Origin of the sequence: Myxococcus sp. AM009 (assembly GCF_013372605.1) — a bacterium.
Taxonomy (GTDB): Bacteria; Myxococcota; Myxococcia; order Myxococcales; family Myxococcaceae; genus Myxococcus; species Myxococcus vastator.
Map to the genome: position 1 here is coordinate 1 of NZ_JABXEP010000012.1, position 12343 is coordinate 12343.

The window sequence follows — 12343 nt, forward strand, 5'->3', positions numbered from 1 at the left end:
GTCCAGTTGCGATGCCGCACCCGCCACCCCTGCGCTTCCTGGAAGCGCAGGGGTGGCGGGTGCGGCATCGCAACTGGACCTGCCGCTTCGGAGAGCTGGACGTCGTCGCCGAACGTGACGACCTGGTGTGCTTCGTGGAAGTGCGGATGCGCTCCACGGCCACCTGGGGCGACCCCTCCCACAGCGTGTCTTTCGCCAAGCAGCGCCGGGTGGTGAAGGCGGCGCTGCGTTACCTGTTCGCGCATGACCTGCGCGGACGGATGCTCCGTTTCGACGTGATTTCAGTGGTGGGGCGCGGGGAGCGCGCCACCGTGGAGCACATCCCTGGCGCCTTCGACGCGGGGATGTGAGAGGACGACGCCATGGCTGGAACGCTCTATCTGGTGGCGACGCCCATCGGGAACCTGGGGGACGTCACGTCGCGCGCGTTGGAAACGCTGCGCGCGGTGCGCTTCATCGCGTGTGAAGACACGCGGCACTCGCGGGTGCTGCTCGACCACTTCGGCATTGGCGGGAAGGACCTGGTGAGCCTGCCCGCCTTCGCGGAAGGGCAGCGCGCCGGGCGCATCCTGGACCGGATTGGGGAAGGGGAGGACTGCGCGCTCGTGACGGACGCGGGCAGCCCCGCCATCAGCGACCCGGGCGAGAAGCTGGTGTCCGAGGCGCTGGAGCGCGGCTTGACGGTGGTGCCGGTGCCAGGCCCCACGGCCCTGGTCGCGGCGCTGAGCGCCTCTGGGCTGCCCACGGGGCGCTTCCACTTCCTGGGCTTCGTCCCGCGCAAGGGCGCCGAGCGCCGGGCCATGCTGGAGGAGGTGGCGCAGCTGTCCGCCACCCTGGTGCTCTATGAGTCCCCACGCCGCCTGTCGGAGACGCTGCCGGACCTGCTCGACGCCTGGGGCGACCGGCGCGCGTGTGTGGCGCGGGAGCTGACGAAGCTGCACGAGGAGTTCGCCCGGGGCACCTTGTCCGAGCTGGCCGCGCGCTACGCGGTGGAGGAGCCCCGGGGCGAGGTGGTGGTGTTGGTGGAAGGCCGCACCGGCGAGACGCGCTGGTCCGAAGAGGAGCTGCGCCGGGCCCTGGAGGAGGGGCTGTCTCGCGGCGAGAAGCTCAAGGCGCTGAGCACCGAGCTGGCCCGCCGCGCGGGCTGGGCCGGTCAGGACGTCTACCGGCTGGGGCTTTCGCTGAAGCGCTGAGTCCAGAGGTGGGCGCCGTCACCGGCGCCCACCCGGGCCCCGCTAGAAGCTGAACGTGGCGCTCAGGTCGAAGCGGAACGTGGTGCTCTCCACCGCGAGGAAGCGGCGAGACACCAGGTCATAGCGCCAGTCGAAGTTGGGGTTGAGCTCGGGGGAGCCGGGCTGCAGGTCCACGGCGCCGTCGTTGTTCACGTCACGCCCCGGCTCCTCGGCGGTGAGGGCGTGGTTGGTGTTGTAGAGGAACATGCCGGACGCGCGAATCTGGAAGGCCTTCGACGGGTTCGCGGTGACGCCCAGCATCCCACCCACCTGGAAGTAGTCCTCGGAGGTGAGCAGCTTGCGCAGGGCGGCGCTCAGCTCGTTGTAGTAGCGGCCGCTGCCCACGTAGTTGCCGATGCCCCGGACGTCCAGGGCGAAGCGCTGCGACTTCGCCGGCCGGTTGAAGGGCACCAGCTCCACGCCGAAGAGCATGCCCGCGGTGTGAGGGGCGTTGATGCCCGTCTCCTTGCGGTTCCACGGCCCCTGGAAGCAGTTGCCCGGGGCGCCCAGGTTGTCCGGGTTGGACTCGGCCTGGGCACAGTTCGAGTAGGCACCCGGGCCGCGCACGGGGATGGTGTAGTGCGCCTTGAAGTACGGCTCGGCCGCGCCGATGCGGCGCGAGAAGGCCGTGTAGAGCTGGTACTTGTGGACGCGGTCGCCAATGTTGCCGCGGCTGTCCGAATTCGTCGTGTCCGCGGCCGCGTCACGCAGCTTCGCGGTGGGGGCCTCGTACTCCAGGCCGACAATCCAGGTGGGCTTCGTCTCGTCCTTCTCCTGGTTGAAGAAGGCGTAGGCCAGGCCGAAGCGCATGTTGCCCAGGCCGCCGCGGAAGCTCTCCTGCGGCACGTCGAACAGGGCGTTGGGCGGTGCCGAGCCATCCAGACAGCCCGGAATGACGGAGCCGTTGGCGTTCAGGCAGTTGTTGGTGATGGTGGACGTCTCGGGCGACGAGTTGGACGTGAAGTCCCAGCGCTCGTTCTGCGAGAAGACGACGGGCAGGGCGAAGGAGAACTCCAGGTCCCTGTAGAGGCCGACGGACAGCTCCAGGTTGAGCCGGGCGTCCACGCCCTTGTACCAGAGCTCCGTTGCATCCACGCGGCCCCCCGGTTGCCCGGCGGGGGCCAGCTGCTCGCGGACAATCTTCGCGCGGTTCTGCGTGCGCTCGAAGCCGACGTCGATGAAGAGGTCGAACGGGTCGTCCTCCTCGAGCGACGACGCAATCCGGGTGATGTCCGCCGCGCTGGCGGCGAACGGCGCGCCCAGCGTCAGCGCGGCAAGTACGACGCGAAGCCTGTGCATCCGACCTCCGACGGCAAATCTCCCCGGCCTTCCGGCAAGCCCGGGGGGCTTCCAGCTAGCCGTGCCGTCGAAGGAGTGTCAAGAAACGGGTGGCTTTTACTTGCCGGCCACCACGGACGCGCTCAGCAATCCGTCCATCCGGCGCATCTCCGCCTCGAAACCCGGCCGGTGCTGCGCGGCCAACGCGCGGCGGAAGGTCTTGTGCTGGTCGTAGGGGTCCAGCACCCGGTCATCCTGCGTCATGAGCTGGTAGTGCAGGTGGGGGGCGAAGCTGCGCCCCGTGTTGCCGCTCTTGGCGATGACCTGGCCCACGGAGAACCGGGCGCCGGGCTTGACGCTCTTGTCCACCTCGTCCAGGTGGAGGAACAGCGCGCGGCGACCCTTGCCGCCCGACTCCACCAGCTCGATGCAGTTGCCGTTGCTGCGGAAGTTCCAGTTCTTCCGCTTCACCACGCCGTTGAAGGGGGCCTTGATGGGCGTGCCCACCGGGGTGCGGAAGTCAACGCCCTTGTGACGGCGGCCGTCGCGGAGCAGGGACGTCACCTGCTCGTAGTCGTCGATGGGGGAGCGCTCCAGCCGCAGCTCCAGCTCGTCGCCGCCGGACAGGTAGTACCGGGCGTTGGGCTCGCCGTCGGCCTGATAGCGATACGCGCTCATCGTCTTGCCCAGCTTGGCGCTGGTGAAGCGCACCGCATGCACCAGGGGCTCCTCGTTGGCGCGGCGCTGGAAGAGCACCTCCAGCGTGTCACCGCGCAGGATTTCCCCGGGCACGGCGACCCACCACACCAGGGTGCGCGTCACCACCTGCGCCAGCGCCGGGCCCACGTCGGAGCCCGCGGCGTTGACGAGCGCCGTCTCCAGGGGGCCGTTGATGCTCACCGACACGCGCTCCAGGCCCGCGGCCTTCACCGGGTCCGTGGGCACGGGCGCCGGCGTGGGCGCCGCGGCGACGGTGCCCGCGTCGGGGACGGCGTTGGGCATCTGGGCCGCGGCCTCTTCCGTCGCCTGAACCATCCGCTGCTTCCACCACCACACGCCGCCGGCGGCACCGCCGAGGATGAGTGACACGGCGACCACCGTGCCGAAGGGACTGCGCTTCGGAGGGGCACCGAGGGTGGGAAGGTTCGGCCGCATACAAGCTCCCTGAGTTGAAGTGGGTGGGCGGGCCCGGAACCGACGCGCGCGAAGCGGAATTCCGCCTCGTCGCGGTCTATTCGTCCGGGCCGTCTTCCAGCCCGTCGGGTGTGGTGTCGCGCAAGCCAAACTCCTTCATCTTCGTCTGGAGTGACTTGCGGCTGATTTGAAGCAGGCGAGCGGCCCGGGTGACGTTGCCACCCGTCTCCTCGAGCTTCTTCACGATGAGGTCCCGCTCGAGCTCGGCGGCCTTCATCCGGACGATGTCCTTCAGGCCGACCTCCCCCGTGGGAACGTCGATGGAGGCCACCGCGCTGGCCAGGTTGGCGCCCGCCTGGACGCTCGTTCCCTGGCGAACCGGCTCCGGCAGGTCTCGGGCGGTGATGAGGGGCCCGTCCGCGAACAAGAGCACGCGCTCGATGAGGTTCTCCAACTCGCGGATGTTGCCCGGCCACGCATAGCCCTGGAGCAGGGCCATGGCGTCGTCGGCGATGCCCTCAATCTTCTTGTTGAGGCGCCGGTTGTACTTCTCCACGAAGTGCCGGGCGAGCATGGGGATGTCGCTGCGGCGCTCGCGCAGGGCGGGCAGGGAGATGGGGACCACCGCCAGGCGGTAGTAGAGGTCCTTGCGGAAGCGGCCGGCTTCAATCTCCGCCTGGAGGTCGCGGTTGGTGGCGGCCACCAGCCGCACGTCCACGCGCGTCGTCTTGATGCCGCCCACGCGCTCGAACTCGCCCTCTTGTAGCGCGCGCAGCAGCTTCACCTGCATCTCCACCGGAATCTCGCCAATCTCGTCCAGGAAGAGGGTGCCCTCGTCGGCCAGCTCGAAGCGGCCGGGCTTGGACGTGACGGCGCCGGTGAAGGCCCCGCGCTCGTAGCCGAAGAGCTCGCTCTCCAGCAGCGTGTTGGGGATGGCGGCGCAGTTGATCTTGATGAACGGCTTGTCGCGGCGGCTGGAGGCCCCGTGCAGCGCGGTGGCGATGAGCTCCTTGCCGGTGCCGCTCTCCCCGGTGATGAGCACCGTGGACGGCGTGTCCGCCACCTTGTCGATGATCTTGTAGACCTCTTGGATGGTCGACGAGTCGCCGATGATGGCCGCGCGCGCCTTCACGTCCGGGCGCACGGAGCGGCGGGCGCTCTCGTTCGTCTTCGCGGCCTTGGCGACGACGGAGGACAGCTCCGCCTGGTCGAAGGGCTTGGTGATGTAGTCGAACGCGCCCGCCTTGATGGCGTCCACGGCGGAGTCCACCGTGCCGTGCGCGGTGATGATGATGACGGGGACGTCCGGGTTGGCGGCGCGGATGGTGCCGAGCACCTCCATGCCGCCCACCTTGGGCATCACCAGGTCCGTCACCACGATGTCCGCGCCGTTCTTGTGGAACTCGGCGAGCCCTTGCTCGCCGTTCTCCGCCACGGTGACGTCGAAGCCGTCCCGGCGCAGCATCGCGGCGAGCACCTTGCGGAGGTTCGCCTCGTCGTCGATGACCAGGACCTTGGCCATGGTGGGAGTCGTGACCGCGGGCGGCCGGAACTAACGACGTTCCGTGGCGCCAGCGCCCTCCAGGGTGCAGATGGCGTCCGGGTGCTTGATGCGCAGCAGCAGGGCCTCCAGCACGCGGAACGGGTGGTTCATCCGCGAGGCGCCCAGGTACGCCGCCACCATGTCCATGGACACCGCGAGGTCCATGTTCTCCCGGCCGGTGGACACCACCACGCCGGAGTCCCCGCGCAGGCGGTTGGACTGGTAGACGCCGTCCGACGCGAGCTGGCGGATGGTCTCAATCTCCAGCACGCCCGTCTTCTCGTAGATGCGGTGCAGTTGCGAGTACAGCCGCGGCGACAGGACGACGGCGTAGGGGCCGAAGTGGCCCTGCTCGTTGAGCTTGCGCGTGGCCTCGACGATGGCCTGGAACCCACCACCCGACGACGTCCAGTCACCCAGCGGCACCGTGAGCCGGCCGTTGGCCGTCATCAGGCCTTCGTAGCCCAGGCGCGCGTCACCGTAGAAGATGAGCTCGTCTTCCTGCTGCGCACACAGCGCGGCGGCGCCGGCGGCGGCCGACACGTCCAGTGGCATGTTGTGCGTGCGCGCGGCCTCGATGTCGCGCCAGTGCAGCAGGAAGTCCTTGTAGATGATGGGGATGGTCTTGAACTTGCGCGCGTCGGTGAAGACCATCGCGGTCTCCTGCTCGCCGACGATGTCCACGGCGCCGGGCGACACGCCCTGGAACTCGTCGTAGGGCACCGTCTGCACCCCGGCGCCCAGCGGCCCGTAGATGTCCAGGATGCGCCGGCCCACCAGCGAGCGCCGGGCGACCTGGATGACAGTCTCGTTCAGACGCGCCCACTCCTCTTCGCGGAGCGGGTTCTCGGCATGTCCAAGGAAGTCAGGCATGAAATGGGGCTCCAGAGGCATCGACTTGAAAGGGGGAAGAAAGCTTCAGCGACCGCTGCCGGAACCACCGCCACCCCGGCGCAGCGAACCCACGGTGAGCGGGTGCGACTCCACGGCGGGCGGCGGCGCGGGCAGGCCGTACAGCAGCCGCTGGGGCGGCAGGGACGTTGGCGGCTCGGAGGGGAGCCGGCCATGGCGGCCGTTGACGGAGAACGCCGGGCCGTCCGGGGCGGGCACCTGGACGGTGGCGGGGGCGGGCGCCTCGGCGGCCTGGAAATGACCGGGGACGAAGGGCTTGGCGAAGTGGTCGTTCTGACCACTGTCCAACATGCGGAGCATGTGAACGGCTTCGGAGACGTGCTCCTTCTCCTCGGCGGCCAGGTGCTGGAAGAACGCGCGGACCTCCGGGAGAGAGGCGGCACGAGCGTAGGCTTCGTACTCGTTGATCGTCTCCAGCTCACGTGCCAGCACGAGGCGGATGCGCGCCACGTCGTCCAAGTCACTGTCGGGAGGGCCGGCCATTGAAGCGGACCCTTGCAATCCAGGGGGTTCGGCGTCAAGCGAAACAGGGGGACGGGGTTTCAGGCTTCATGCCACCGAACGGCCCGCGTAGAGTCCGCCGCTCTCGTGACCACGTCCTCGCCCGAGTCTTCGCCACCGCCGGTCGCGCCGGTCGTGCCTCCTCGTCCCGAGCGCTCAGGCGGCGGCGCCGCGCTGGTGGCCGCCGGCATCCTTGCCTCCCGGCTGATGGGCCTGGTGCGCGAGCGCGTCTTCGCCCACTACCTGGGCAACGCGGAGGCCGCGGCTGTCTTCAAGGCGGCGCTGCGCATTCCCAACTTCCTGCAGAACCTGTTCGGCGAGGGCGTCCTCTCCGGCTCATTCATTCCCGTCTACGCGCAGCTTCTGGGCCGCAAGGACACGGAGACGGCGGACCGGGTCGCGGGCGCCGTCTTTGGCATCCTGTCCCTGGCCACGGCGGTGGTGGTGGCGCTGGGCATGGTGTTCACCCCAGTCCTGGTGGATGCCATCGCGCCCGGCTTCCAGGGACAGGAGCGGGAGCTGGCCGTCCACCTGGTGCGTATCCTCTTCCCTGGCACGGGCATGCTGGTGCTGAGCGCCTGGTGCCTGGGCATCCTCAACAGCCACCGGCGCTTCCTCCTCTCTTACCTGGCGCCCGTCGTCTGGAACCTGGTCATCATCGCCGCGTTGGTGGCCGCGGGAGGCCGCTACGAGGAAGCGGCGTTGGTCTCGGTGCTGGCCTACGCCGTGGTGCTGGGCAGCTTCCTCCAGTTCGCGGTGCAGGTGCCCTCCGTCCTCAAGTTGCTGGGCCGCTTCCGCCCGACGCTGTCGCTGGCGGCGGAGCCCGTGCGACAGGTGCTGAAGAACTTCGGGCCGGTGGTGCTGGGGCGCGGCGTGGTCCAGGTCAGCGCCTGGGTGGACACGGCCTTCGCGTCGCTCATCTCCAACCGCGCGCTGTCCTCGCTGCTCTACGCGCAGACCCTCTACCTCATCCCCGTGAGCCTCTTTGGGATGGCGGTGTCCGCGGCGGAGCTGCCGGAGATGTCGCGGGCCACGGGTGAGGGCGCGGACGTGGCCGCGAAGCTGCGCCAGCGCATCGACGGAGGCGCACGCCGCATCTGCTTCTGGGTCGTCCCCTCCGCGGCGGCCTTCCTCTTCCTGGGCGACATGGTGGCGGCGGCGCTGCTGCAGACGGGGCGCTTCGACGCGGCGGACTCGCGTTACCTCTGGTACCTGCTCATGGGTGCGGCGCTGGGGTTGGTGGCCTCCACGGTGGGCCGCCTCTATTCCTCCGCCTTCTACGCGCTGAAGGATCCGAAGACGCCGCTGCGCTTCGCGGTGGTGCGCGTGGTGGTGGGCACCCTGGGCGCATGGGTGCTGGGCCTGCGGCTGCCGGGATGGCTCGGCGTGCCGCAGCACCTGGGCGCGGTGGGCCTGACCCTGGCGAGTGGCCTGGTGGCCTGGTTGGAGGCGGGGCTGCTGCGCCGCAAGCTGGTGAAGCAGCTGGGGCCGGTCGGCGTGCCGTCGGGGCTGCTGCCTCGCTTGTGGGGCGCCGCGGTGGTGGCCGGATTGGTGGCGGTGGGCATCAAGGTGGGCCTCACCTCGCTGCTCGGGCCGATGCCCGGCGTGACGGCGGAGTGGGGGGGAGACTTCCTCATGCCGCCGCGCCTGCACCCCGTCCTGGGCTTCGCCGCGGTGGCGCTCCCGTTCGGTGCCGTCTATTTCGGCATGTCGGCGGCCCTGGGCATCCCGGAGGCGGGGACGGTGTTGCGCAAGGTGGGGCAAAAGCTGCGTGTGGTGCGCTAATCTACTGGAATTGCTTGGTTCCCTGCCTGGCGAGCGGCCATTGTTTGGCGTTGCAATCATCAGGTCGGGGATGCTCTGACGCGGTGCCTCCGTTATGGACGGAGCGTTGGTGTCAACGACATGTGCGTCATCCGGCTTCCTCCGGACATGGCGCGCGTGTAGAGTGCGCCGCCATTTTCACCGGGGCCCGGCTTCTCGGGAAGCCAGGGTCGAATTCGCTTCAGGAAGGTCTCGCAGTGAGCGACGAGAAGAACGGTTCCAATTCTGGCGGGATGGGTCCCAAGAAGCCGAAGGCCACCTTCGGTGACGTGATGCTCGGCATCCCTTCCGGGGGAGCTCGCAGCGAGGGCGGTCGGGGCGAACAACGTGGCGGTGGCCGTGGAGGCGAGCGCGGCGGCAGCGGCCGTGGCGAGCGCGAGGCCCAGCCGCGTCCGGCGGGTGGTGCGCCGCGCGACGAGCGGGGTCCCCGTGGCGGGGGCGAGCGCCGTGGCGGAGGCGAGCGTCGTCCGTCGGGTCCCATGGTCGTCGTGAAGCGGGCGTCGGGTGCCATCGAGACGCGCGGTCCGGCAGGGGATGCTCCCGCCGAGGCGACCGCGACGGCCGAGGAGACGACCGCCGCCGCCGAGTCCTCCGCCGCGACGCCGGTCCCCACGCCGCGTCCGGTGACGCCGACGCCGGCGCCGACCCCCGCGCTGTATGAGGAAGTGCCCGAAACCCAGTCCTTCGCCGAGATGTTCGAGGCGCAGGCCAAGGAGGGTGGAACGCCGAGCCGCAAGGGCCTGCGCGTGGGCGAGAAGGTCCGTGGCGCCATCTTCCAGCTCGGCGCGGACACCGCGTTCGTGTCGGTGGAAGGCGCGGCCAAGAGCGAGGCGATGATCGAGCTTCGCGAGCTGAAGGACGATGAGGGCATCCTGCGCTTCGGCGTGGGTGACACCATCGACGCGCACGTGGTGGAGGTGGGCGCCAAGGGCATCCTCCTCAGCCGCGCGCTGGCCAAGGGCAGCGCGAACCTGGCCTTGCTGGCCGAGGCCCGCGCGTCCGGCATGCCCGTCGAGGGGCTGGTGCTGAGCGTGAACAAGGGCGGTGTGGAGGTCGCCATCGGTGACATCCGCGCGTTCTGCCCCATCAGCCAGCTGGACCTGCGCTACGTGGAGAAGCCGGACCAGTACATCGGCGAGAAGCTCCAGTTCCGCGTGAGCGAGGTCCGCGAGCGCAACGTGGTGCTGTCGCGCCGCGCGCTGCTGGAGGACGAGCAGCGGCAGCTGGCCGCGGAGACGCGCAAGCACCTGGCCCAGGGCAAGATCGTCAAGGGCAAGGTCACCGGCGTGCGCGACTTCGGTGTGTTCGTGGACCTGGGCGGCGTGGAGGGCATGATTCCCGTCTCCGAGCTCTCGTACACCCGCGTCGGTCACCCGAGCGACGTGGTGAAGGTCGGTGACGACGTCGAGGTCGAGATCCTCCGCATGGAGGCCGGCCAGCCGAACTCGCCGGACAAGTCCAAGCAGAAGGAGCGCATCACGCTGTCCATGCGCTCGCGCCAGGAGGATCCGTTCCAGAAGGCGCTGTCCGAAATCAAGGAAGGCGACCGGCTCCAGGGCAAGGTCGTCCGCCTGCAGCAGTTCGGCGCCTTCGTGGAGCTGCGTCCAGGCGTGGACGGGCTGATCCACATCTCCGCGCTCAGCGACCGCCGCATCGCGCACCCTCGCGACGTGGTGAAGGAGGGGGAGACCCTCTGGGTGGCGGTGGAGAAGATCGACGCGCAGGAGAAGCGCATCGGCCTGCGCCGCATCTCCGAGGAAGAGGCGCAGCGTCCTCCCGAGGAGCGCTCGGCGGCCGCCGCGGAGGCCGCCACGTCGGCGCAGGCCGCAGCGCCCCGTCCCAAGGTGGGCCAGGTCGTCGTGGGCAAGGTGGATCGCATCGAGCCGTACGGCGTGTTCCTCGCGTTCCCGGGCGGCAAGGGCTTGCTGCCCGCGAGCGAGACGGGCACCGAGCGTGGCACCGACCTGCGCAAGCACTACTCGCTGGGCCAGGAGGTGAAGGTGGCCATCCTGGACATCGACGCGTCTGGGAAGATCCGCTTGTCCGTCACCGCCGCCATCCGCGCGGAGGAGCGGGCCGAAGTGGAGGCCTGGCAGAAGACGCAGCAGCCGCAGGGCGCGGGCAAGAAGGGCTTCGGCACCTTCGCGGATCTGCTCAGCAAGGCGCGCAAGTAATTCCCTGTCTCCAGCGCTGATTTCGTGGATGTGGTCAGCGCTGGAGAAAGGTGTTGACGGTACAGGCGAGGGACGGTACTTACCGCCTCGCCTCTCTCTGCCGCGGGGTGGAGCAGCCTGGTAGCTCGTCGGGCTCATAACCCGAAGGTCGCAGGTTCAAATCCTGCCCCCGCAATTCGTTGTGCTTCGAAGGTTGACTGGAATCACAGTCGGGTGTCGATTAGTTGAGTCTCAAGACATGACGCGGGGTGGAGCAGCCTGGTAGCTCGTCGGGCTCATAACCCGAAGGTCGCAGGTTCAAATCCTGCCCCCGCAATTTCTTGAGCTTCGAAGCGTTGAACCCAAAACATGTCGCGGGGTGGAGCAGCCTGGTAGCTCGTCGGGCTCATAACCCGAAGGTCGCAGGTTCAAATCCTGCCCCCGCAACTCAAGTCGGCCCGGTCATTCTTCTGGAATGGCCGGGCCGATTTCTTTTTCGCGACTCGCCACGGCCACCGCCTGCCATCACTGTTGCTCAGCATCCAGCCGAGCGCATTGTGTCCGCTGGTGAAGGCGTACCCAGCACCACGGTCCATCTTCCTCGTAGGGGCTTGCCCCACCGGTGATGTGCGGCTCACGCCGCCGACAACGACGAGGAGGAGGCCATGGACACCGACCTCACGCATGTCCTGCTGGTCGGAGGGACGGGGCGTTTTGGCGGCAGGTTGGCGTCGGCGCTGCTGGCGCGTCCCGGTATCCACCTGCACGTGTTGGTGCGTCCAGGCACACGCGGCGAGGCGCTGAGGGGCCTGGCTGAACATGGGGTGACGTTGGTGGGCGGGACGCTGGATGACATGCGCTCGCTCGATTCGGCGTTGGAGGGCGTGGACGCGGTGGTCTCCGCCGTGAGCGGACCACCCGAGGTGCGGGTGGAGGGGCAGCTCCGCTTGCTGGACTCCGCGCGGCGTCACGGCGTCGTGCGCTTCATCCCTTCGGACTACTCGCTGGACTACACCGACGCCGACGCGGGTGACGCCTTCATGGCTGCGCACCGCCGTGTCGCCGACGCCGTGGTGAAGAGCGGCGTGCCGCACACGTTCGTTCTGTGCGGCGCGTTCATGGAGACGGCGCTGTCACCGCGAGCGCAGGTGTTCGACTTCGCGCGCGGCGTTGTCTCGTACTGGGGGACGGGAGACGAGCCCTTCGACGTCACCGCGATGGCGGATGCGGCGCGATGGGTGGCGGAGGTGGTGGTGGATCCTCACGCCGCCGGCCAGCGGCTGGAGTTCGTGGGGGACGTGGCGACGGTGAATGGCGTGGCCGCCCTGTACGAAGCGCTGACCGGTCAGCGCCTGCGCCGCGTGTGCAGGGGCAGCGTGGAGGACCTTCGCCGGCAGCTCGTGCGCGCGCGGCCCGAAGGCGCGTTCGTCCAGGCGTCCTCCGCGCAGCTGAGCGTGCTCTCGCAGCTCGCGGGGAAGGGGAGGCTGCGTGAGCCGGCCACTGCCGAGGACACGCGGCTCCGGCCCATGACGTTGCGCGACTTCGTTGAGGCTCGGTGGCGGATGGTGCCTGCGTCCGCGCGAGTGACGTCGCCACTCGCATCACAGCCGTAGCCCGCGTGCGTCGGAGCCGGAGTCGTGTCAGCGCGTCTCTGTGGTGTGAACGGGCGTTCCGCGGTGCCCGGACACCCAGTCGCGCCAGGCTCCCGTGTCCAGAAAACAACCCCCGAAGCCCCTGCACGGCCATAATCGGTGCTCATGGCTCCG

At 69.2% G+C, this 12343-nt stretch carries 10 protein-coding genes and 3 tRNA genes; 8 read left to right on the forward strand and 5 right to left on the reverse strand.

The window, feature by feature from the left end:
- Positions 1-11: 11 nt before the first annotated feature.
- A complete protein-coding gene (locus tag HV824_RS05045; RefSeq protein ID WP_176422792.1) occupies positions 12-350 on the forward strand; it encodes a YraN family protein in 339 nt (112 codons plus the stop codon).
- Positions 351-362: 12 nt separating this feature from the next.
- Positions 363-1193 carry a 16S rRNA (cytidine(1402)-2'-O)-methyltransferase gene (gene rsmI / locus HV824_RS05050; protein ID WP_176420936.1) on the forward strand — a complete coding sequence of 277 codons (831 nt, stop codon included), beginning with the start codon at positions 363-365 and terminating at the stop codon, positions 1191-1193.
- A gap of 42 nt (positions 1194-1235) precedes the next feature.
- Here the strand turns inward: rsmI and HV824_RS05055 are convergent, their stop codons facing one another.
- The 5 genes from HV824_RS05055 to encB form a co-directional block, all read right to left on the reverse strand.
- Positions 1236-2531 (reverse strand): hypothetical protein, encoded by a 1296-nt coding sequence (locus HV824_RS05055; protein WP_176422793.1) that lies wholly within the window; start codon positions 2529-2531, stop codon positions 1236-1238.
- A gap of 96 nt (positions 2532-2627) precedes the next feature.
- Positions 2628-3794: a peptidoglycan DD-metalloendopeptidase family protein gene (locus HV824_RS05060; RefSeq protein ID WP_176422794.1), complete on the reverse strand. Its 1167-nt coding sequence runs from the start codon at positions 3792-3794 to the stop codon at positions 2628-2630.
- Positions 3742-5166, reverse strand: a complete 1425-nt coding sequence (locus HV824_RS05065) for a sigma-54 dependent transcriptional regulator (RefSeq protein ID WP_176420933.1) — start codon at positions 5164-5166, stop codon at positions 3742-3744. The genes HV824_RS05060 and HV824_RS05065 overlap by 53 nt, the downstream gene beginning before the upstream one ends.
- A gap of 30 nt (positions 5167-5196) precedes the next feature.
- Entirely contained in the window at positions 5197-6060 is an 864-nt protein-coding gene (encA, locus tag HV824_RS05070) for an encapsulin nanocompartment shell protein EncA (RefSeq protein WP_163785885.1), read from the reverse strand.
- Between the two features lie 45 nt (positions 6061-6105).
- A complete protein-coding gene (gene encB, locus HV824_RS05075) occupies positions 6106-6582 on the reverse strand; it encodes an encapsulin nanocompartment cargo protein EncB (RefSeq protein WP_176420932.1) in 477 nt (158 codons plus the stop codon).
- A gap of 105 nt (positions 6583-6687) precedes the next feature.
- Between encB and murJ the strand changes: the two genes are divergently transcribed.
- From murJ to HV824_RS05105, 6 genes are all read left to right on the forward strand, one after another.
- Positions 6688-8385 carry a murein biosynthesis integral membrane protein MurJ gene (gene murJ, locus HV824_RS05080; RefSeq protein WP_176420931.1) on the forward strand — a complete coding sequence of 566 codons (1698 nt, stop codon included), beginning with the start codon at positions 6688-6690 and terminating at the stop codon, positions 8383-8385.
- A 272-nt stretch (positions 8386-8657) separates the two neighbouring features.
- On the forward strand, positions 8658-10598 hold the full coding sequence (locus tag HV824_RS05085; protein WP_176420930.1) for a S1 RNA-binding domain-containing protein: 1941 nt from the start codon (positions 8658-8660) through the stop codon (positions 10596-10598).
- Positions 10599-10699: 101 nt separating this feature from the next.
- Positions 10700-10773: transfer RNA gene (locus HV824_RS05090), tRNA-Met, on the forward strand.
- Positions 10774-10840: 67 nt separating this feature from the next.
- Positions 10841-10914: transfer RNA gene (locus tag HV824_RS05095), tRNA-Met, on the forward strand.
- Between the two features lie 36 nt (positions 10915-10950).
- Positions 10951-11024: transfer RNA gene (locus HV824_RS05100), tRNA-Met, on the forward strand.
- A 218-nt stretch (positions 11025-11242) separates the two neighbouring features.
- Positions 11243-12190 carry an aromatic alcohol reductase gene (locus tag HV824_RS05105; protein WP_176422795.1) on the forward strand — a complete coding sequence of 316 codons (948 nt, stop codon included), beginning with the start codon at positions 11243-11245 and terminating at the stop codon, positions 12188-12190.
- The last annotated feature ends 153 nt before the right edge of the window (positions 12191-12343 follow it).

Excerpts from the sequence above, each read along its gene's own strand:
- HV824_RS05045 (WP_176422792.1), top strand. The coding sequence starts at position 12 with ATGCCGCACCCGCCACCCCTGCGCTTCCTGGAAGCGCAGGGGTGGCGG.
- rsmI (WP_176420936.1), top strand. The coding sequence starts at position 363 with ATGGCTGGAACGCTCTATCTGGTGGCGACGCCCATCGGGAACCTGGGG.
- HV824_RS05055 (WP_176422793.1), bottom strand. The coding sequence starts at position 2,531 with ATGCACAGGCTTCGCGTCGTACTTGCCGCGCTGACGCTGGGCGCGCCG.
- HV824_RS05065 (WP_176420933.1), bottom strand. The coding sequence starts at position 5,166 with ATGGCCAAGGTCCTGGTCATCGACGACGAGGCGAACCTCCGCAAGGTG.
- encA (WP_163785885.1), bottom strand. The coding sequence starts at position 6,060 with ATGCCTGACTTCCTTGGACATGCCGAGAACCCGCTCCGCGAAGAGGAG.
- encB (WP_176420932.1), bottom strand. The coding sequence starts at position 6,582 with ATGGCCGGCCCTCCCGACAGTGACTTGGACGACGTGGCGCGCATCCGC.
- HV824_RS05085 (WP_176420930.1), top strand. The coding sequence starts at position 8,658 with ATGGGTCCCAAGAAGCCGAAGGCCACCTTCGGTGACGTGATGCTCGGC.
- HV824_RS05105 (WP_176422795.1), top strand. The coding sequence starts at position 11,243 with ATGGACACCGACCTCACGCATGTCCTGCTGGTCGGAGGGACGGGGCGT.